The 21,591-nt window shown below is 62.6% G+C and carries 16 protein-coding genes; 11 read left to right on the top strand and 5 right to left on the bottom strand.

The window, feature by feature from the left end; genetic code table 11:
• Positions 1-103 precede the first annotated feature (103 nt).
• The 8 genes from GSQ75_RS08875 (at position 104) to GSQ75_RS08840 (ending at position 11,961) form a co-directional block, all read left to right on the top strand.
• A complete protein-coding gene (locus GSQ75_RS08875) occupies positions 104-1,255 on the top strand; it encodes a tagatose-6-phosphate ketose isomerase (protein ID WP_158754196.1) in 1,152 nt (383 codons plus the stop codon).
• Positions 1,252-2,175, top strand: coding sequence for a carbohydrate kinase family protein (locus tag GSQ75_RS08870; protein WP_158754195.1), 924 nt, complete (start codon positions 1,252-1,254; stop codon positions 2,173-2,175). Before GSQ75_RS08875 ends, GSQ75_RS08870 begins: the two co-directional genes overlap by 4 nt.
• Entirely contained in the window at positions 2,172-3,101 is a 930-nt protein-coding gene (locus tag GSQ75_RS08865; RefSeq protein ID WP_158754194.1) for a 1-phosphofructokinase family hexose kinase, read from the top strand. The genes GSQ75_RS08870 and GSQ75_RS08865 overlap by 4 nt, the downstream gene beginning before the upstream one ends.
• Positions 3,102-3,288: 187 nt before the next feature.
• Positions 3,289-6,450 carry a TonB-dependent receptor gene (locus GSQ75_RS08860; RefSeq protein ID WP_158754193.1) on the top strand — a complete coding sequence of 1,054 codons (3,162 nt, stop codon included), beginning with the start codon at positions 3,289-3,291 and terminating at the stop codon, positions 6,448-6,450.
• 125 nt (positions 6,451-6,575) lie between these two features.
• The gene (locus tag GSQ75_RS08855) at positions 6,576-8,663 is read left to right on the top strand and encodes an enterotoxin (RefSeq protein WP_158754192.1); all 2,088 of its coding nucleotides are present in this window, start codon (positions 6,576-6,578) and stop codon (positions 8,661-8,663) included.
• A 49-nt stretch (positions 8,664-8,712) separates the two neighbouring features.
• Complete coding sequence (locus GSQ75_RS08850; RefSeq protein ID WP_158754191.1) at positions 8,713-8,913, top strand: hypothetical protein; 201 nt, start codon at positions 8,713-8,715, stop codon at positions 8,911-8,913.
• A 49-nt stretch (positions 8,914-8,962) separates the two neighbouring features.
• Positions 8,963-10,015, top strand: a complete 1,053-nt coding sequence (locus tag GSQ75_RS08845) for an FN3 domain-containing metallophosphoesterase family protein (RefSeq protein ID WP_158754190.1) — start codon at positions 8,963-8,965, stop codon at positions 10,013-10,015.
• 74 nt (positions 10,016-10,089) lie between these two features.
• Positions 10,090-11,961, top strand: coding sequence for a beta-galactosidase (locus tag GSQ75_RS08840; protein ID WP_158754189.1), 1,872 nt, complete (start codon positions 10,090-10,092; stop codon positions 11,959-11,961).
• 5 nt (positions 11,962-11,966) lie between these two features.
• On the opposite strand, the gene GSQ75_RS08835 is transcribed toward GSQ75_RS08840, so the two are convergent.
• The 5 genes from GSQ75_RS08835 to GSQ75_RS08815 all read right to left on the bottom strand — a co-directional run bounded on the left by GSQ75_RS08835 (position 11,967) and on the right by GSQ75_RS08815 (position 15,890).
• On the bottom strand, positions 11,967-13,124 hold the full coding sequence (locus GSQ75_RS08835; protein WP_158754188.1) for an isovaleryl-CoA dehydrogenase: 1,158 nt from the start codon (positions 13,122-13,124) through the stop codon (positions 11,967-11,969).
• 128 nt (positions 13,125-13,252) lie between these two features.
• Positions 13,253-14,356 (bottom strand): Glu/Leu/Phe/Val dehydrogenase dimerization domain-containing protein, encoded by a 1,104-nt coding sequence (locus tag GSQ75_RS08830; protein WP_158754187.1) that lies wholly within the window; start codon positions 14,354-14,356, stop codon positions 13,253-13,255.
• Between the two features lie 251 nt (positions 14,357-14,607).
• Entirely contained in the window at positions 14,608-15,021 is a 414-nt protein-coding gene (locus GSQ75_RS08825) for a YXWGXW repeat-containing protein (RefSeq protein WP_158754186.1), read from the bottom strand.
• Positions 15,022-15,097: 76 nt separating this feature from the next.
• Positions 15,098-15,457, bottom strand: coding sequence for a YXWGXW repeat-containing protein (locus GSQ75_RS08820; protein WP_158754185.1), 360 nt, complete (start codon positions 15,455-15,457; stop codon positions 15,098-15,100).
• 103 nt (positions 15,458-15,560) lie between these two features.
• A complete protein-coding gene (locus GSQ75_RS08815) occupies positions 15,561-15,890 on the bottom strand; it encodes a YXWGXW repeat-containing protein (RefSeq protein WP_158754184.1) in 330 nt (109 codons plus the stop codon).
• Positions 15,891-16,056: 166 nt separating this feature from the next.
• Between GSQ75_RS08815 and GSQ75_RS08810 the strand changes: the two genes are divergently transcribed.
• The 3 genes from GSQ75_RS08810 (at position 16,057) to GSQ75_RS08800 (ending at position 21,473) form a co-directional block, all read left to right on the top strand.
• Positions 16,057-16,659, top strand: coding sequence for a TetR/AcrR family transcriptional regulator (locus GSQ75_RS08810; protein ID WP_158754183.1), 603 nt, complete (start codon positions 16,057-16,059; stop codon positions 16,657-16,659).
• A gap of 11 nt (positions 16,660-16,670) precedes the next feature.
• Complete coding sequence (locus GSQ75_RS08805; protein ID WP_158754182.1) at positions 16,671-17,603, top strand: alpha/beta hydrolase; 933 nt, start codon at positions 16,671-16,673, stop codon at positions 17,601-17,603.
• 198 nt (positions 17,604-17,801) lie between these two features.
• Complete coding sequence (locus GSQ75_RS08800) at positions 17,802-21,473, top strand: methylmalonyl-CoA mutase family protein (protein WP_158754181.1); 3,672 nt, start codon at positions 17,802-17,804, stop codon at positions 21,471-21,473.
• The last annotated feature ends 118 nt before the right edge of the window (positions 21,474-21,591 follow it).

Here is a 21,591-nt window from a genome sequence, read left to right as displayed (position 1 = left end):
CGAATACTCTCGGTTCAGAGGTTACATACTTTCACATTCGGTTGAATTTGGCAAAATGTCAAAATTAAGCAATAAAACGAAAGATTCAGTCGAGCTGCGAAAGTTGCTTGCGCTTCCGCTGGAAGAGCAGCAAAAGCGCGGTTACGCCGATACCTTGCGCGAGATTCTGCAGCAACCGTCAACCTGGACGGGCACTGCCGATCTGCTGCGCCTGACACAGGTACAGCAGCAACTGCAAGGTGTGCTTGCGCATCGACCAAGCCATATCGTGCTGACCGGCTCGGGCAGCTCGATGTATATCGGCGAGTGTTTGGCGCCGACTTTGCAGCTTGGTTTGGGCATACCGACTCAGGCCATTGCCGCCGGCACCTTGCTCACACATTGGCGCAGTGTGCTACCACCCGGTGCGGGTTTGCTGATTTCGCTGGCGCGCTCGGGCGACAGCCCGGAAAGCTGCGGCGTGGTGGATCGACTGCTGGCGGATGCGCCGGACTATCGCCACCTGATCATCACCTGCAATGCCAATGGCCGGCTCGCCACCAGCTACCGTGATGATCCGCGGGTGAGCGTGCTGGTGCTGGACGAGAGCACCAATGACCGCAGCCTGGTGATGACCAGCAGCTTCACCAATCTGCTGTTGGCCGGCACGGGCGTGGCCCAGCGGAAGGGTGATGCTGCCGCTGATGCGGTGAGCCAGCTGGCACGCAGCGTCCAGCAGGTCTTCGATCAGCAGACCGATGCGTTCGCTGCGATCGCCGGCAGGGATTTCACCAAGGCGGTCTACCTCGGCAGCGGCGGTGCGCTCGGTGCGGCCCACGAGTCCGCGCTGAAGATGCTGGAGATGACCGGCGGCGCCGTGGTCACGATGGCAGAAACCTATCTCGGCTTGCGTCATGGCCCAATGTCCAGTCTTGACGAGCAGACCCTGGTGGTCGGCTTCCTGTCACCGGATCCCGCAGTGCGTGCATATGAGCTCGACCTGCTGCGCGAACTGTCACGCAAGCAGCTGGGCATGACCCGTGTGCTGGTGGGCGAACATATTCCGGCCGATGTACTGGGCCCGCACGACGTGTCGGTGGAGCTGGCGGGGCTCGGTGCGACAGACGATGCATTGCCACTGCTGGCGGATGTGGCCGTCGGACAATTGCTCGCGTTCTTCCGTTGCCTGGAACTGGGTGGCAAGCCGGACACGCCGTCGCAGGGCGTGCTCACACGGGTGGTCGAGCATTTCCCGATGCATTCGGGGGGCGCATGAAACGCATCCTGATCGTCGGCGAAATCAACGTCGACCTGGTCTTCAAGCATTGCCATGCGTTGCCCGCGCCCGGTCGCGAGGTGCTGGCCGACGACTTCTGCATGACGCCGGGTAGCTCCTCGATGATCTGTGCGATGGGGCTGGCCCGGCTGGGCAATCCCGTTGCATTCCGCGGCAAGCTTGGCGCCGACAGCTGGGGTACCTATTGTCTCGATGCGCTGCATGCCGCGGGCATCGACGTCGCCGCCGTGCAGCCGGACGCGACCTTGCGCACTGGTGTCACCGTCTCGCTGTCGACGCCGCAGGATCGCGCGCTGGTGACGTTCCCCGGCGCAATCGCCACGCTGCGTGCGGACGAAGTGGGCGACGCGTTGCTCGCCGGCGCCGATCACCTGCATGTTTCCTCGTACTACCTGCAGCGTGCGTTGCGGCCCGATTGCCGCGCGCTGTTCGCGCGCGCACATGCCGCCGGTCTGAGCACCTCGCTCGACCCCGGTTTCGATCCAGAACAAACCTGGGCGTCCGACCTGCTCGGCACGCTGGAGGAGGTCGACCTGTTCCTGCCCAACGAGATGGAGTTGGCGGCCATCACGGGCCGTGAGCGGGTACTCGATGGCTTGCGCGCGCTGCACAACGGACGCACGCAAACCGTGGTGAAGCGCGGACAACTTGGCTGCGCCAGCCTGGATCAGGGTCAGCTGCTCGAAGTGCCGGCGTTTGCCGTCAACCCGGTCGACAGTACAGGCGCCGGCGATTCGTTCGACGCAGGTTTTCTGCATGCATGGCTGCGCGGCCAGACGCTGCAAGACTGCATGCGCTGGGGCAGTGCCTGCGGCAGCCTCTCCACGCGACGCACCGGTGGTACGGCTGGCCAGGCTAGCGTGTCGGAAGTGAACAGCCTGCTGGCGAACGTGCCGTGATCACGGTCATCGGTTTCAACACCGCGATCGACCGGTTGATCCGGTTGGACTCGTTGCGCCCCGGCGAAGTCAGTCGCGCACTCGACGAACAGGTGTATCCCGGTGGCAAGGGCTTGCACGTGGCGCAGACGATCGCCGCGCTGGGCGAGCGCGTGCAGCTGATCGGCCTGATCGACCCCGCGCATCGCAACATGATCGGTCGGCTGATGTGCGAACGTGGCGTACTGTTCCATGGTATCGAGGTCACCGACAACCTGCGCACCTGCATTGCGCTGCAGGATGCGAGCGGCCAGATCACCGAAATTCTCGGCCAGGGGCCGCTGCTGGACAATACGCAGCAGGAAGCCCTGCTGCGGGCGTTCCGCCGTGGCGTCGATGACAGTGACCTGGTCGTGCTGTCCGGCAGCCTGCCGCGCGGTTTTTCGCCGACCACCTATGCCGAACTGGCCGCGCATGTGCGCGATGCCGGCAAACGTTGCCTGGTCGATGCCGGCGGCGAGCTGCTGCAGCACGCCGTGCAGGCGCAACCTTTTCTGGTCAAGCCCAATCGTGACGAGATCACCGAATTGCTCGGACATCCGATTGGCGATCTGGCTGCGGCGGTGGACGCGGTTCGCGAACTGCATGCGCATGGCATCGCGATGCCAGTGGTGACGATGGGTGCGCTGGGTGCGGTGGCGGCCGATGCGAGTGGCGTGTGGCACGCCTCGATCGAGCTTGCACAAGTTCGCAACACAGTGGGTTCGGGCGACTGCTTGCTGGCTGGCATGACGGTAGGCATGGCGCAGAGCATGAATTTGGAAGAGACCTTGCGCTTGGGCGTGGCTTGCGGGGCAGCCAATGCGCAGGGTCAGGAAACCGGCTTCGTCGAACGGCGGGCGGTAGAGGCGTTGCTCTCTCAAGTTCGAGTGCACCGCCTGGCTTAACTGAAAGCACGGAATCAAACCGGACCTCTATCTGGTCCGGCACGGAGTTCTGCGTCTGAAATTTGGTGAAGGTGCAAAAAAGTCCGTGGGGATGAGGAATTTCCACGGGTATTCATAACCGCCTGCGGCAGAGGGGAAGCGTCATGTCTGCGCAGAGTGACAACGAATCACGGGAGAGGGTATTTCAATGCATGCTGAAAAGAATGATGTTTTTACCGTCGATGGCCAAGGCAGGAAATTGCTGGCTGCGTCCATCCGCAAGTCGTTGACGATGATGCAGGTGGCATGTGCCGTCGGCGGCATGGCGATTGGCGGAGGCGCATGGGCGCAGACCGACACCTCCACCGTGCCTGCGGGGGCCGCGAGCACAGCGGCTCCGGCGAATTCGGGCCAGAGTTCCACTCCGCAACAGAGTTCCTCATCGCAGAAAAGTCCCACCCCGCCGCCGCCGAAGGCGGTGCAGATGCAGCAGGTGAGCGTGACCGGCACGAATATTCGCGGCGTCGATATGGAAACGGCGATACCTACCATCACCATCACGAAGCAGGACATCGAGCGCCAGGGCTTTGCCACCGTCGGCCAGTTGCTGCAGAACCTTCCTTCGGCGGCAACGCCTGATCTGAGCCGCGGCGACGCCGCGTCGCTGGGTCCGAACCAGGGTGGCACCTTCATCGATCTGCGCGGCCTTGGCGCACAGCGCACGCTGGTCCTGGTCGACGGCCAGCGCATCGGTGCCGTGCACGGTGGCTATACGGATGTCAGCGTGATTCCGGTCTCGATCATCGACCATATCGACATCCTTGGCAGTGGCGCTTCGGCGGTCTACGGCTCCGACGCCATTGCCGGTGTGATCAACATCATCACCATCAAGAATTACAAAGGGGTGGAGCTCGACACCTATGCCGGTGAATACGCACCGCACGGGGACGGGAGCCAGACCCAATTCAGTGTGACCGGGGGGACAAGCGGCGAACACAACTCCCTGGTCGCGAGCGCCTCGTACCAGTACCAGGGGGCGGTCTGGGGTGGCGCCCGTCCGTGGTCGGCGTATCCCCAGACCAATCACTACCCCTACTTCGGACTCAACCCGCTGCCGCCGAACGGCGGTCAAATTTCCAATTCGCCGCTCCCGAACCCCTATCTCAGCGGGGACAACACGCTGATTCTGAATCCGGGTGGCAATTCGGGCAATCTCGCCGACTATTCGTTTTATCGGCCGCCGACCTACAGTGCGAACGGCAATATCACCAGCCTTGCCAATGCGGGATCGTCGATCTACAACTACAACAACCTGAGCACCATCCTCAGCCCCAACAAGACCAAGAACCTGTATTTCTCCGATCGCTACAAGGTCACCGAGCACATCACCGCGCATGTCGAACTCGGCTACAACCAGAGCTGGAACGGCGGCGCCGGCGGTCCGAGTTACCTGTACAGCGGCCAGTCCAGCAACCCGCCGAATCTGCCGCAGTTCCCCTTGCTGCTTTCCGCGCAGAGCTACTACAACCCCTACAACGCGCCGGGACAGACACCGCAGGCGGTGCAGTTCGTGCGACTGTTTCCGCAGAATCCGTACACCAATGACAGCACCTCGAAGAACTATCGCGATAGCGTTGGCCTGGAAGGCGATTTCAGTTTTGGCGACCACACGTTCAATTGGGATGCCTACTACTACGACAGCAAGATCCGAGATGTCGACATCCGGCCCGGGCAGTACAACCTGATCAATGCGACGCAGGCGCTGGGGCCGTCGTTCATGGGCGCCAATGGTGTCGTGCAGTGCGGCAGCCCTGGCAATGTGATCGCCGGATGCGTGCCGTTGAATCCGCTCGGCAACGTCACCCAGCAGATGCTCAATTACATTGCCATCAACAATATCGAGCGCACCGGTTATGACGAAAAAGCTGCCGTCGCCGACATCAGCGGTAATGTCTACGAATTGCCCGCGGGTGATCTCACGGTGGCGGCCGGTGTGCAGCATCGTACCGAAGCGGGTTTCGACGATACCGATCCGTTTGCGACCGCAGGTTACTCCAGCGACTATTCGGTCCAACCCAACCATGGCGGCTTCAGCGTCAACGAGGGCTATGTAGAAGCCTATGCGCCGCTACTGAAAGATCTGCCCGGTGCGCAAAGCCTCTCGCTCGACGTGGCGCGCCGCTGGTCGGGTTACAGCAATTTCGGCAGCACGCGCAACAACTCCTTCAAGCTGGCCTGGAAACCGATCGACGACCTCATGGTGCGCGCCAGTTACAGCACCAATTTCCGTGCGCCGACGGTCAACGATTTATATCAGGGACTCTACCTGGCCGGCGGTTTTACTGACCCCTGCGATGCGGTGTATGGGCCAGGCGAGTATGGCTACAGTGCGACGGTGGCGCAGAATTGTCGCAGCGGCATCGCCGGCCTCGCCGGGTTGCCCGCCGATTTCCGCCAGAAAGACATCACGGGTCAACCGGTTCTCGGCCCCGGTGCGAGCGGCATCACCAACAGCTACAACGGCGGCAATATCAATCTGAAACCGGAAACCGCCTACAACGGCGACATCGGCATGGTCTATAGCCCGTCCTGGTTGCCGGGTTTCAATGCCACGGTCGACTGGTGGAATTACAACATCCGCAACCTGATCACCGGCATCAGCAACGACCAGGTGCTGGCCGATTGCTACCAGTTCGACATCACCTCGGCGTGCTCGCAGTTCCAGCGTGAGGGCGGCACGGGTCCACTGGCCGGCCAGATCATCAACCTGATGAACCTGGAGGTCAATGCGGGCTGGCTGAAGGAACGCGGCTGGGATTTCGGGATGAACTATATGTTGCCCGAGTACAGTTTCGGCCGTTTCAAGCTGGGGTTGCAGGGTACCTATATCGCGAGCAACAACGTGCAACCGACCGTAGGCGCGCCAGTCCAGTACACGGCGGGCACCGCGTACGGCAACCTCGATGGTGCGGTGTGGCGTGTGCGTGGCAACCTCACCCTCAGCTGGGCCTACCGCAATTTCGGCGCGGACTGGACCGTGCGCTACTTCTCGCCGATCAAGGGCTATTGCGACTATCCGCCGCCGTCCACGACCACGGTGTTCCCCTGCACGTTGCCGAACTACTACGCGCCCGGCATCGGCATCACGCCGTTGACGCAGCAGCCGTCGGCCACCTTCAACGATCTGCAGGTGCATTGGAATACGCCGTGGAAGGGCACCATCTCGCTGGGCGTCAACAACATCTTCAATCACGTGGGCCCCTACATCTACGGCGGTGGCTTCAATTCGGGTACGGACAGCTACAACGATTACAACGCCTCGTATGACATCGGTCGTTTCGTGTACTTCCGTTATCAGCAGAAGTTCTAACGGCCGGGTAGAGCGAAACCTTGTCCGAGTGCATCTCGGGCGGGGTTTCCAATCCACGCCGAGACAAACCGTCGCATGCGGGCCGAGATGGCCCGCGGATGACAAACCACAACAAGGGTGTAGACATGTCTTACGTGTACTTCAACAAGCCGAACGGGGCCAATCGTTCACATGAGCGTGTGCAACGCGGGGCCATGCGCGCTTCGCGTCTTGCCATGGGCGTGCTGTGCGTGCTGTATGCGTTCGCTGGCGCGGTCTATGCCGACGACGCAGGCATCGCCAGGCCCGGCACGCCGTCGTTCGCGAATCTGGCGGGTCAGGAAAGTTTCGGCAACGCCGCGATCGGCGCCCGCTGGAAAGTGACTGGCGATCACCTGACGGACATGATGATCGCCAGCCATGATGGCAGCCAGTCGCTGGCGATCAAGGCACCGTTCGCCTTGACCCTGGCGGACGGACGCACGATCAGCGCGGGCGACATGCGTTTGCTTGCAGCGCCGGATGAACAAGCATTGCCAGTGAATGCCAAGGCATCGCGTCTGGCGGATCGCCTGCCGGGGCAGGCGATCCGCGCCAGTTTCGGCGACGCAGACGGCCGCTTCCGCATCGACTGGCAGCTGGTGCAGCGCGAGGGTTCGGCCTACCTGCGAGAAGTGGTCACGATTACCGCGCTGAAGCAGGATGAGCACATCACCAGCGTGTCGCTGCTGCCGGCCGATGCGGCGAGCGCCGCGGTGGATGGCACCGTGAAAGGTTCGCCAGTCATTGCCGGGCGCATGTATCTGGGTTTCGAAGATCCGCTGGCCGACAGCGAAGTGCGCGGCAAGCATGTGGCACTGACCATGGCCCGCAGCCTGCCGCTGCACCAGGGCAAGTCGATCACCTACTCGGCAGTGGCCGGGGTGGTGCGGGATGGCCAGTTGCGCCGCGACTTCGCGGCCTACATCGAGCGCGAGCGGGCGCATCCGTATCGACCGTTCCTGCATTACAACTCGTGGTACGACATCGGCTATTTCACGCCGTACACCGAGGCGCAGGCGCTGGATCGGATCAGCACCTTCGGCCAGGAACTCAGCGTCAAGCGTGGCGTGAAGCTCGACTCGTTCCTGTTCGATGACGGCTGGGACGATCGTTCCGGCAGCTGGAACTTCAGCAAGGATTTCCCGCGTGGCTTTGCACCGTTGCGTGATGCAGCGGCCAAATACGATGCCGCACCCGGCATGTGGCTGTCACCCTGGGGCGGCTATGGCCCACCGGCGAAAGAGCGCGCCGACCGCGGCGCCAAGTCGGGCTACGAGGTCATTGATGGTGGCCTTGCGCTGTCGGGTCCGAAGTACTACCAGCAATTCCACAACACGGTGATGGAGCTGGTGACCAAAGACGGCATCAACCAGTTCAAGTTCGACGGCACCGGCAATGCCGACAAGGTGTTTCCGGGCAGTGTTTTCGACAGTGATTTCAGTGCGGCGATCCAGCTGATCAAGGATATTCGCGAAGCCAAGCCGGACACCTTCATCAACCTCACTACCGGTACCTGGGCGTCGCCGTTCTGGTTGCGCTATGCCGATTCAATCTGGCGCGGCGGCGAGGACGATTGGCATGCCGGCGTGGGCACCGAGCGCGAACAGTGGATCACCTACCGCGACCAGCAGACCTACGAGAACATCGTGATCCAGGGGCCGCTGTTCCCGATCAATTCACTGATGCTCCACGGCATCATCTACGCGCAGAAGAACACGCGCCTGAACACCGACCCGGGGCACGATTTCGCCAACGAAGTGCATTCGTACTTCGCCACCGGTACGCAGCTGCAGGAGATGTACATCACGCCATCGCTGCTGAGCAAGGGTGACTGGGATGCGCTCGCCGAAGCGGCGAAATGGTCGCGTGCGAACGCCGATATCCTGCGTGATACGCACTGGATCGGCGGCGATCCGGGCCGGCTCGACGTCTACGGCTGGGGTGCATGGTCTGCGCAGAAGTCGATTATCACGCTGCGCAATCCGGATGCGCATGCGCAGGCTGCGGTGATCGACCTGCAGCGCCAGCTGGAGCTGCCTCAGGGGGCTGCGCACAGCTTTCGCGTACAAGATGTCTGGAAAACCGGCGGCAGCACAGTACCGGTCCAGCTGGACGCGGATCATGTGAGCACGATCCGGCTCGCACCGTTCGAGGTGCTGACGCTGGAGTTGACGCCGACGACATCGCACTGAGCATGTCCAGAGGCATGTGCCGCATCGTACTGAGTATGTTCAGCGGCATATGCCGCTGAAGCCCGATGCCGGCTTTCCCGGCATCGGGTCTGGCCACCATCCAGCGAGGCTGACGAATGAAGAGTTCCCGAATGTGGCCGATCCTGCTGATGCTCGGTGCGGCATGTTTCATGTCGATGGCAGCTTGCACATGGGCCGCATCGCAGGGTTCGGCGCATCCTGGTGGCAATTCCGCCGCAAGTTCGGATGACGACGCCAACGCGCCCTACAAGACCTTCGACGCGGTACCCGCCATCACGATGCCGCCGTTGTTGCTCGACATGTCGAGCACCTCGGTGGTGGTCGAATGGATGACCGACAGCCCGGGCGATGAAAGGGTGCGATACGGCGATGGGCGGCTCGATCACGAGATCGTTCCCCAGCAGGATGGCCTGATCCCGGTCGGAGCGATGCACCGTGTCGTCATCGATGGCCTGCTGCCTGGACACACTTACCAGTACCAGGTTTCATCGCGGCGGGTAGTAGCGCTGAAACCGTACTGGCCCGACATGGGGCGAACGGTGCAAAGCCCCGTTTACAGCTTCACGACGTTCGATCCGGCGAAAAAATCTGCCAGCTTCGCCGTCATCACCGACACCCACGAGGATGTGGACCGCATCCGCGGCTTGATGGACATGATCCATCGTGAGCCGGTCGATTTCGTCGCGCACGACGGCGATGGCGTCAACTACGGCGTCAGCGAGAACCAGCTGAAAGATCGCTTTCTTGAGCCGATGTCGACGGGCTTGCAGGGACGGGTGCCGCTTGTCTACGCACGCGGCAACCACGAATACCGCGGCGAATTTGCGCGATCCCTGGGCGGCTACCTGCATGCACAGGACGACAAATACTTCTTCACGCGCGACGAAGGTCCACTGCATCTGGTCGTGGTCGACACCGGTGAGGACAAGCCGGACGACACCAACGTCTATGCCGGCTTGAACGATCTTCGCGACTACCGGTCGGAAGAATTCGCCTGGCTCAGGAAAACGTTTACCCAAGAGAACAGAACGACAACCGCACCGTTTACGGTCGTACTGGGACACCAGCCGGACTGGGGCTGGCTCGATGGACACGGCGAGCAGTGGACGCAACTGGCCAATCGTGCGCACATCGACCTCTTCATCGCCGGGCACGAGCATGTCTTCCAGTACATCCGGCCTGGAGAGCGCGGCAACGACTTCCCGATCCTCGTGGTAGGCCAGGACCAGGTGGCTCGGGTGCAGGTAAGTGACACGGAGCTCAAGGTCGTAGTGACGGACCGCGCCGGCAAGCTGGCCGACGAATTTTCGCTGAAGCGCAAAGGAAAATGAGGACAGAACAAAGTGATCATTTGATACGTGAAGGTTTCCCGTATGGCATGCAACATCCTTGAGAAGAGACCACGATGCAACGCAGGGATTTTCTGAAACTGTCGCTACTGGCGCCATGTGCGGCGTATATGACGCCGACTTGGGCAGCAGCTGCCCAGGCCCATGGCGTCGATCATGCGCTGCTGCCGGATGGGCGTTCGCACGGGTTTGAACTTGGCGCACAGCAGTTCCTGCTGGATGGCAAGCCGTTCCAGATTCGCAGCGGCGAGATGCATCCGACGCGGATTCCCGCCGAATACTGGCAGCACCGTATCCGCATGGCCAAGGCGATGGGGCTCAACACGATTGCCGTCTACCTGATGTGGAATGCGCTGGAGTCGGAGCCTGGCGTGTTCGACCTGAAGACGGGCAATCGCGACTTCGTGCATTTCATCGAGCTGTGCCAGCAGGAAGACATGTGGGTCTATCTGCGGCCCGGTCCCTATGTTTGCGCCGAGTGGGATTTCGGAGGCCTGCCGCCGTACCTGTTGCGCCACCCGGATATCCGCGTGCGCACCTGGAGCGACCCGCACTACACGCAGGCGGTGCGGCGTTACCTGGATGTGGTCGCGCCTGCCATCGCACCGCTGATGGTGAGCCGCGGTGGCCCGATCCTGATGATGCAGATCGAAAACGAGTACGCCTCGTTCGGTCACGACCTGGGCTATCTCGAGCAATTGCGCACGATGTGGCGCGAGCGCGGCATCGAAGGCCCGTTCTCGATTTCCGATGGGCTCGCGCAGGTTCAGAAGCAGAAGACTTATTTGCCGGGCGCGGCGCTTGGTCTCGATGGTGATACCGATTTCGCGACCGCGCAGACGATTGCCAGCGAGGCACCGGTGTGGGTCGGTGAGGGTTATCCCGGTTGGCTGACGCATTGGGGCGACAAGGACTTCCAGCGTGGCGATTACGCGGACACCTTGCGCCAGCTGCTCGAACAGGGCCGCTCGTTCAATCTCTACGTGGTGCATGGCGGCACGAACTTCGGTTTCAGCGCTGGCGCGAACGCCAGCGGCGACTACTCGCATTTCGAGCCGGTGATCACCAGCTACGACTATGGTGCGCCGATCAACGAACGCGGCGAGGCCACGACCGAATATCACACCTTTCGCAAGCTGCTTGCCGCGCATGCGCCGCCGCTGCCGGTTGTGCCGGCCTCACCACCGGTGATTCGCTTTGCGGCGATCACACCGGTGGCGCATGCCTCGTTATGGGACAACCTCCCGGCATACAGGGTCGTGAAAAAGCCGCAGGCCAATGAACTGCTATTCGCGCAGGATCACGGCCTGGTGCTGTATCGCAGGAAGATCCCTGCGGCCGCCGCAACGTTGGCGCTCGACGGCGTGCGTGACTACGCCACGGTGTTCCGCAACGGGCTTTATGTCGATTATGTTTCGCGTGTGCAGCACGCCAACTTGCGAGGAGGCAACCGGGTTGAGCTGCCGGCCATCGTTGACGGTGAGGCTTCGCAACTCGATATTCTTGTCGACAGTTTCGGCCACGTCGGTTACGGCCAGGCGATGGCCGATCGCAAGGGCATCGTGAGTAGCGTCCGGCTCGGTGGTGAAGAGCTCGAAGACTGGGATGTCAGCAGCCTGCCGCTGGATGATGGTTATATCCGTCAACTGAGGCCGGTGGTCAATGAACCATCGCGCCCTGGCATTTTCTTCAGGGCCACCCTGCGACTCGACCAGCTTGGTGACAGCTATATCGACATGTCGGGCTGGGGCAAGGGCTATCTGTGGGTCAACGGCCAACTGCTCGGTCGCTATTGGAACCTCGGCCCGCAGCAACGGCTCTACTGTCCCGCGTCATGGTTCCGCCACGGCGACAACGAACTGCTGATCTTCGATCTGCACCAGACCGTCGCCGCGCCGATTCGTGGCGCGACGACCCTGCATGCCTAGCTGGATCAGGCCTTGCCGTGGAACAGTTCGCGGCCGATCAGCATGCGGCGGATTTCATTCGTGCCGGCGCCGATCTCGTACAGCTTGGCATCGCGCAGCAGGCGGCCAGCCGGGAACTCGTTGATATAGCCGTTGCCGCCGAGCGTCTGGATCGCTTCCAGCGCCACCTTTACCGCGTTGACCGAGGCATTGAGCAGGCACGCCGCCGGATCGATGCGTGATTTGACGCCGTTGTCGAACTGCTGCGCCACCATGTAGGCGAAGCCGCGTGAACTCTGCAGGGCGGTGTACATGTCGGCGATCTTTGCCTGCATCACACCGAACGTGCCGATCGGTGCATTGAACTGCTTGCGTTCGCGCACGTAGGGCAGGGCGAGATCGAGCGCTGCCTGCATCAGGCCGAGCGGGCCGCCGGACAGCACCAGGCGTTCGGTATCGAGGCCGCTCATCAGCACGCGCACGCCTTCGTTGACCTCACCGACGATGTTCTCATGCGGAATCTCGCAGTCCTCGAACACCAGCTCGCAGGTGTTGGAGCCGCGCATGCCGAGCTTGTCCAGCTTCTGCGCGGTGGAGAAACCCTTCATGCCTTTCTCGACGATGAAGGCGGTCATGCAGCGGCTGCCGGCCGGACGTGGTGCAGTGCGCATGTAGACAAGCAGCACGTCGGCATCGGGACCATTGGTGATCCACATCTTGCTGCCGTTGGCGACCCACACGTCGCCCTTTTTCTCGGCCTTGCAGGTCATCGAGCCGACCACGTCGGAACCGGCACCCGGCTCGCTCATCGCGAGCGCGCCGATGTATTCGCCCGTGCACATCTTGGGGATGTACTTGCGCCGCTGCGCCTCGTTGCCGTTGTGGAAGATGTTCTGCACGGCGAGGTTGGAGTGCGCGCCATACGACAACCCCACCGAACCCGAAGCGCGCGAGATTTCCTCCATCGCCACCATGTGTGCGAGGAAGCCCATGCCGGTGCCGCCGTATTCGGTCGGTATCGTCATGCCGAGCAGACCCATGTCGCCGAACTTGCGCCACAGGTCGGCCGGGAACAGGTTCTCGCGATCGATAAGGTCGGCGCGCGGGGCGATTTCCTTTTCCGCAAACGCATGCACGGTATCGCGCAACAGGTCGATGTCTTCTCCGAGCGGAAACGGGCGCATCACGAACTCCTTGGTGTGCAGAGTGCCGATTTTAGCCTACGCGCGCAGGGAGTGCCGGTAGATGCCGCTGGGCCAACAAAAAAGCCGCCAGGGAACTGGCGGCTTCTTCTGTGACAGGGGCGTGTCGATTACTGACCGCGCATGCGGCCCTGGAAACGGGTGCCGTTGTTGCCCATGTGCGGCAGCTTGATCTTGCCGATCGCGTTGATGCGCTCCTCGGCCAGACGGTCGGCGGCCAGGTAAGTCGGCACGTTCTGCGTCTTGCTGATCTCGAAGATGCGGCCCAGGTTGTAATAGATCGTGCGCATCATGCGCATCGCACGCTCGCGGTTGTAGCCGTCGATTTCCAGCGACACGTTCATCACGCCGCCGGCATTGACCGCGTAATCCGGTGCGTACAGCACGCCGCGCTTCTGCAGCTCGTCGCCGATCTCGTCGGTGGCGAGCTGGTTGTTCGCTGCGCCGCAGATGATCTTCGCCTTGATGCGGTCGATCGTTTGTGCGTTGACCGTGCCACCCAGCGCGCACGGCGAGTACACGTCGGCGTCGACGTCGTAGATCTCGTCCAGGCCCACAGCCTCGCAACCGAGCTCGTCCACGCAACGCTGTACCGCATCCTTGTTGATGTCAGTGACGAACACCTTGGCGCCCTGTTCGCGCAGCAGCTTGATGAATTCACTGCCGACGTGGCCGGCGCCCTGCACGGCGAAGCTGTACTTGCCCACGTCTTCATTGCCGTGCTTGAACTGCAGCGCGGCCATCAGGCCTTGCAATGTGCCGTACGCGGTGAACGGCGACGGATCGCCCGAACCGCCATGCACCTGGTGCACGCCGGTCACGTATTCGGTTTCGCGGAACACGTATTCCATGTCGTTGACGTCGATGCCGACGTCCTCGGCGGTGATGTAGCGGCCGTTCAACGAGTTGACGAAGCGGCCGAACGCGCGGAACAGCGCCTCGGACTTGTCCTTGCTCGGATCGCCGATGATCACGGCCTTGCCGCCGCCCAGGTTCAGGCCGGCCACGGCGTTCTTGAAGGTCATGCCGCGCGACAGGCGCAGCACGTCGTTCACCGCCTCCTGCTCGGTCTTGTACGGCCACATGCGCAAACCGCCGAGCGCGGGGCCCAGCACCGTGTTGTGGATCGCGATGATGGCCTTCAGGCCGGCGTCCTTGTTCTGGCAGAACACGACTTCTTCGTGACCGGTCTTGGCGATGGTTTCAAAGATCATTGGAACGGTGACTCCATGATTTACGGTGCCGGAGGGCATCTACAGAGGATTGGCGGGGCTGGGGATGGCCCCGTCAAAGGGCGTGAAAGCCGGAAACTCATCGCCCCGACCGAAGCCGGGGCGATGAATCAAAGCGTCAAGTTTAATACGTCGCCCCATGTGGTGGTGACGCGACGCAACAAGTCGTTGGCGTATGGAGCGCACAAATGCAGGAAAAAACTGCGCTCGACACAGCTCGAATCAGGCGTAACTCAGATGGATATCCAGTGGCCCGGGCGGAAGTGCCAGCCATCCCGATGCTGTTCCCAAGTGGCATCCACATAACGATAGTCGGGCTTTTCAGGCATCCACTGGCCCGGAACTGCCACATAGTCGTGACCATCCCAGCGCCAGTAACTGTGAGCCCAGACAAAGCCGCGACGTATTTGAACCGGCTCGATGACGAACGGCGGCGGCGCCCGCTGCGTCACCACATCTCCCGCGTACGTGCGGTACAGCAACGGATGATGAACGGCCGGCGGCCGACCTGGTTGATCAGCGCAACCGGTGACGGTTGCAGTGACGCCAGCGAACAGGGCAAACGCAACAACGCGGTGAACCATGGAATGTTGCTCCGTATCAGGAAGGATCAAACAGGTGCCATCGCGGCAGAGTTTACCGCGCACGCGTTGCACTACTGCGGAGCAGACAAAGAAACGCCCCGGCAGGCGGGGCGTTTCTTTGAATCAAACGCGGGATCTATCAGCCGGCAATCCACACGCCAGCGCGCCAGTGCCAGCCATCGCCGCGCTGTTCCCAGTGCGGGTGAACGTAATGATAGCCGGGGCGCATCGGCTCCCAGTGACCACGCTCGGCGATATAGCGACGACCGTCCCAGCGCCAGTAGCCGCGGGCCCAGATATAACCCGGCCGCGGTTGTACATGTTCCACGATGTATTCCGGCGGCGGCTGTGGTGCGACAACTTCCACATAGGCGGGGGCCGGGGCGTAGACGGGGGCGGGGCGTGCGACGTAGACCGGGCGCGCCGGCTCCACCACACAACCGGAGGCCAGTACGGTCACGGCAAGAAGTGAAGCTAGAGCAATAAGACGATTGGACATGGCAGGTTTATTCCGAATCAGATTGATGGGAAGTTGCGATCGCAGTGTGGCGTGGACGGAAGCTTTCGCGACAGCCGTCCATCATTCGCAGGTTGTTGCGCGTTCAGCGGCCCCAGTAACCCTGGTGGAAACGCCAGCCGCCACGACCCTGTTCCCAATACGCCGGACGATAGTGATAGCCGGGGCGCGCACGTACCCAGTAACCACCGGCCCATACGTGGCGACGGTAACGCCCGTCCCAGCGCCAGTAACCCGGCGCCCACACATAACCCATGCGCGGCGGCGGTACGCGTTCGAAGCGTGGCGCAGGTGGCGCAACGCCGATGCCGACGCCAACCGAAACCTGTGCGGCGGCCGGGGGTGCATACGTAACACCAGCGAAGGTCAGGCCGAGTCCGGCAAGCAGGGCCAATTTCAGGGGCAGGCTGTTCATCATGGTTCCTCCTCGTTACCGCATGGCGCGGCTGTGGTAACGATAACGGCATGGCGCAGGGCGTGTTGACCTCATCCGTTCCACTCGTTCAGCTTTCGGCCGGCCCGGATGAAGCTAAATCGTTCAACTAGTGAAATGCACGAACGGTCGTGCTATTTTGTCTGGCATGACGACAGCAACCCATTCCGGCAAGCGCGCTTCCACCCGTGACCTGATCCTCGGCCACGCCTATGCCATGGCCCGCAACGACGGTCTGGAAGGCCTGTCGATCGGAACCCTGGCTACCGGTGTGAACATGTCCAAGAGCGGTGTATTCGCCCATTTCGGCTCACGCGAGGAGCTGCAACTGGCGGTACTGGATGCTGCGGCGCAGCGTTTCATGGCCAAGGTGTTGCTGCCGGCCTTGAAGCAGCCGCGCGGCCTGCCGCGCCTGCGCAGCATCGTTGCCAACTGGTTTGCGTGGACTTGCGAGCATCAGAGCGGCTGCGTCCTGTCGTCCGCGACCAGCGAATATGATGGACGAAATGGTGCACTGCACGATAGAGTGGTGCGGCAAGCGGCGGGTTGGCGCGGTGAACTGCAGAAAACGATTGCGCAGGCCATGGCCGCAGGTCATCTGCGCCCGGACACCGACGCCATCCAACTCGCGTTCGAGATCAATGCCCTGATGCTCGGCCTGCAACATGACGCCGGGTTGTTCGGGTTCGACGAGGCCGGCAAACGCGCCGCGCAGGCCTTCGAGCGTCTCTGGCGCAGCTGGCAAGTCTGAGGAACGCACCCATGTCCTCCAAATCCACCACCGCGATGAGCCGCCCAAGCCTCGCTGCCCGCTTCAAGCTGGGTACCGTGCGTGCCGGTTTTGCGTTTGGCAGCCGGCTGGCGCCACAGCGCACGGTGAACCGCGCCGCACGCCTGTTCGCCACACCATTCGCCAGCAGCCGCACCCGTGCGCAGGCCGTGCAGGGTGATCACGAGATGCAGCGCGGCCAGCTTCAGATCAACGGCGAAACCATCGCCACCTATGTCTGGGGCGATCCAGTGCTGCAGCCGTATGCGCTGCTGGTGCACGGGTGGTCCAGCTTCGGCCTGCGTTTCCTGCCGTGGGTGGCGAAGCTGCGCGCGCTCGGCTATGCCGTGGTCACGTTCGATCAACCTGGCCACGGCTACAGCAGCGGCAAGCTTTGCACCTTGCCGGAATTCACCGATACCGTGCACGCCATCGGCCAGTACTACGGCGAAGCGGCACTGGCGATCGGCCACTCGCTCGGTGGCGCCGCTGTTGCCCTGGCGCAGGATGAGGCCTGGCATGCGCGCAAGTTGATCCTGGTAGCGCCTGCCGCCGACATGGCGGCGGCCGTCGGTCGCTTCTTCCGTTTCGTGCGCCTTGCCGGCTACCTGCGTGAAGCGTTCTATCTGTGGTTGCTGCGCCGCACCGGCGTCAGCGTCGAGCAGCTGCAGGTGCATCACCATCTGCCCGCGCTGGGTGCGCCCGGCCTGATCGTGCACGATCTCGACGATGACGACGTACCGTGGGGCGAGGGCGAGCGTTACGCCCAGTTCTGGCCGGGCGCGCGCCTGTTCACCACGCAGGGACTCGGCCATCGGCGTGTGCTGGATGCGCCTGAAGTGATCGAGGCGGCACTGGCGTTCGTTCGTGGCGAAGAAGTGGGTACGCGGGTAGTTGGCAGCCCGAATCTGTCGCTCTGCGTATAGGTTTCCCTTCTTCCATGGGGCATCAGGCAAGCTGCTTTATTGCTGTCATCCCGGCGAAGGCCGGGATCGCACTTGCTCCCCTGCCTTCAAATGCGATCCCGGCCTACGCCGGGATGACGTCTTGGCAGGCCCAAAACTCCGCACCCCCCGGCGATCCACTAGAATCGTGAAGTTCAAGCACACGATGTCGGAGTTGCCATGAGTTCCCCCGCCAAGCACGTCCCCGCCGGCGCCACGCAGGCTGAAGCCACGCCGCTGCGCTTTGTCACTGCTGCCAGCCTGTTCGATGGTCACGACGCGGCGATCAACATCATGCGCCGCATCATCCAGTCGCAGGGCGCGGAGGTGATCCACCTCGGCCACAACCGCTCGGTGGAAGACGTGGTGCGCGCCGCGTTGCAAGAAGACGCCGACGCGATCGCGCTGTCGTCCTACCAGGGCGGTCACGTCGAGTACTTCAAGTACATGGTGGACATGCTGAAGGAACGCGGCGCCGGCCACATCCGCGTGTTCGGCGGCGGCGGCGGCACCATCACGCCGGAAGAGATCAAGGAGCTGCAGGCCTACGGCGTCGAGCGCATCTATCACCCGAACGACGGCATGAAGCTCGGCCTCACCGAGATGATCGAGGACGTGATGCATCGCGCCGGTTCGGCCGCTACGAAGCGCGCCGAGGCCGAAACCACTGCCGTGCCCAAGGTCGACATCGACGACGAAATCTCGATCGGCCACATGCTCTCGGCAATCGAGGAAGGCAAGCTGTCCGATACCGAGTTGGAACACCAGCGCAAGCAGTGGAAGCTCGCCGGCAAGCACACGCCCGTGCTCGGCCTCACCGGCACTGGCGGCGCCGGCAAGTCGTCGGTGGTGGACGAGTTGCTGCTGCGCTTCCTGCACGCATTCCCGCAGATGCGCATCGCCGTGCTCGCGGTCGATCCCACGCGTCGCCGCTCCGGTGGCGCGTTGCTCGGCGATCGCATCCGCATGAATTCGCTGCGCAGCCATCGCGTCTACATGCGCTCGATGGCCACGCGCCGCCAGCACGCCGCCACCAGCATCGTGCTGCACGACTGCATTGATTTCCTGAAGAGCCAGCCGTACGACCTCGTCATCGTCGAGACCGCCGGCATCGGCCAGAGCGATTCGGAGATCGTCGATCTGGTCGATTTCCCGGTCTACGTGATGACCAGCGAATACGGCGCCGCCAGCCAGCTCGAGAAGATCGACATGATCGACTTCGCCGAGCTCGTGGTGCTCAACAAGTTCGACAAGCGCGGTGCCGAAGACGCGCTGCGCGACGTGCGCAAACAATGGAAGCGCAACCGCACCGCCTTCACCCTGAAAGACGAAGACGTGCCGGTGTATCCCACCATCGCCAGCCAGTTCAATGATCCGGGCGTCACCTGGATGTTCTCGAACCTGTGCCGCCTGATGCGCGACAAGCTCAAGCTGCCGGAAGAGAAATGGTCGCCGCAACTCGACACCACGCTGAAGTCGCCGCGCGCTACCGTACTGATCCCCGGCAGCCGCGTGCGCTACCTCGCCGAGATCGCCGAGCAGGGCCGCAGCATCAACAGCGGCATCGAGCACCAGGCCGTGTACGCCAGCAAGGCGCAGCACTACTACGAGGCGCTGAAGGAGCTTGGTGATCCGCAGCTGCCGCGTCCGCTGGAGCTGTACCGCAACGCTGACTTGCATCCGCCCGTCACCCCAAATGCCGTCACTCCCGCAAACGCCTCAATCCCCCAGTCCGTCATCCCGGCGAAGGCCGGGATCGCATCACCTGCCGCACACGAAGCACACAACACCCAGGCCGGGCAGGCAGTGGCAAAGAGCGATTCCGGCCTTCGCCGGAATGACGAGCATGTGGGGGCCGGGCAAGTGCATGGCGAGGCGGCATATGCCGAGCATGTCGTAGACCGCTCCCTCCTACTTCTCCGCCAACGCTACAACGCCGCCCTCAAGGAACTCAGCCACGAAGCCATCCACCAGCTACGCGAATGGCCGGCGCTGTACAAGTCGGTCACCGCCGATGTCAACGAATACAAGGTGCGCGACAAGGTCATCCGCGTCGAGAACTACCGTGACTCGCTCAGCCACCAGAAGATTCCGAAAGTGGCGCCGCCGAAGTCGAAGGACTGGGGCGAGCTGGTCAGCTTCCTCGGCCGCGAGAACCTGCCGGGCCATTACCCGTACACCGGTGGCGTGTATCCGTACCGCCGCAGTGGCGAGGATCCCACCCGCATGTTCGCCGGCGAGGGCACGCCCGAGCGCACCAACCGCCGCTTCCATTACCTCAGCCAGGGCGGCGCCGCGACGCGCCTGTCCACCGCGTTCGACTCGGTCACGCTGTACGGCGAAGACCCCGCGCCGCGCCCGGACATCTACGGCAAGATCGGCAACTCCGGCGTCAACATCGCCACCCTGGACGACATGAAGAAGCTGTACTCCGGCTTCGACCTCAGCGCGCCCAGCACCTCCGTCTCCATGACCATCAACGGCCCCGCGCCGATGATCCTGGCGATGTTCATGAACACCGCGATCGACCAGAACGTCGAGAAGTACCTGCGCGCAGACGAGACCCGCTGGGCCGCCGCCGAAAAGAAGATCGCCGCGATCTACAAGAACGTGCAGCGCCCGCAGTACCACGGCGAACTGCCCAAGGGTAACGAAGGGCTGGGCCTGGGCCTGCTCGGCGTCTCCGGCGACGAGCTGGTCGATGCGGAAACCTACGCGCGCATCAAGACGGAAACCCTGCAGGCAGTGCGCGGCACCGTGCAGGCCGACATCTTCAAGGAAGACCAGGCGCAGAACACCTGCATCTTCAGCACCGAATTCGCGCTGCGCATGATGGGCGACATCCAGCAGTACTTCGTCGACAACAAGGTGCGCAACTTCTACTCGGTGTCGATCTCCGGTTATCACATCGCCGAAGCGGGCGCCAACCCGATCAGCCAGCTCGCCTTCACCCTGAGCAACGGCTTCACCATCGTCGAGTACTACCTCGCACGCGGCATGAGCGTGGACGACTTCGCGCCAAACTTGAGCTTCTTCTTCTCCAACGGCATGGACCCGGAGTACACCGTCATTGGCCGTGTCGCCCGCCGCATCTGGGCGCGCGCCATGCGCGAGCGCTACGGCGCAAGCAGCCGCAGCCAGATGATGAAGTACCACATTCAGACCTCCGGCCGCTCGCTGCACGCGCAGGAAATCCAGTTCAACGACATCCGCACCACGCTGCAGGCGATGTACGCGCTGTTCGACAACTGCAACAGCCTGCACACCAACGCCTACGACGAAGCGATCACCACGCCGACCGAAGAAAGCGTGCGCCGCGCGGTGGCGATCCAGATGATCATCAACAAGGAACTTGGCCTCAACTTCAACGAGAACCCGTGGCAGGGCAGCTACGTCGTCGACGTGCTCACCGACCTGGTGGAAGAAGCCGTGTACAAGGAGTTCGAGGCGATCAGCGAGCGCGGCGGCGTGCTCGGCGCGATGGACACCATGTACCAGCGCGGCAAGATCCAGGAAGAGTCGATGTACTACGAGCACAAGAAGCACGACGGCTCGCTGCCGCTGATCGGCGTCAACACCTTCCTGCCGAAGGATCATGGCGGCGAGATCGCGACCGAGATCGAACTGATCCGCTCCACCGAAGAAGAAAAGGGCCAGCAGATCGCCAACGTGAAGCGCTACGGCGAGGCGCGCAATGCGCTGGCCTCAGACAGCCTCAAGGTGCTGCAGGTGACAGCACGCGATCGGCGCAATGTGTTCGAGCAGCTGATCGAGGCGGTGAAGTACAACTCGCTGGGGCAGATCAGTCATGCGTTGTATGACGTCGGCGGCGAATACCGTCGCAACATGTAAGCGATCCACTTGAACCCTCTCCCCGCCGGGGGGCAGGGGTGAGGGGCAGGTGACGCTGTAGCAGAATTGGGCTCGTGCAGAGTTTCTGCAGCCGCTGAGCCGAATTCCGGAAGCCGAC

Origin of the sequence: Dyella sp. S184 (genome assembly GCF_009766065.1) — a bacterium.
GTDB lineage: Bacteria > Pseudomonadota > Gammaproteobacteria > Xanthomonadales > Rhodanobacteraceae > Rhodanobacter.
Note: the sequence above shows the minus strand (reverse complement) of the source record. Positions and strands in the feature narration are given on the sequence as shown.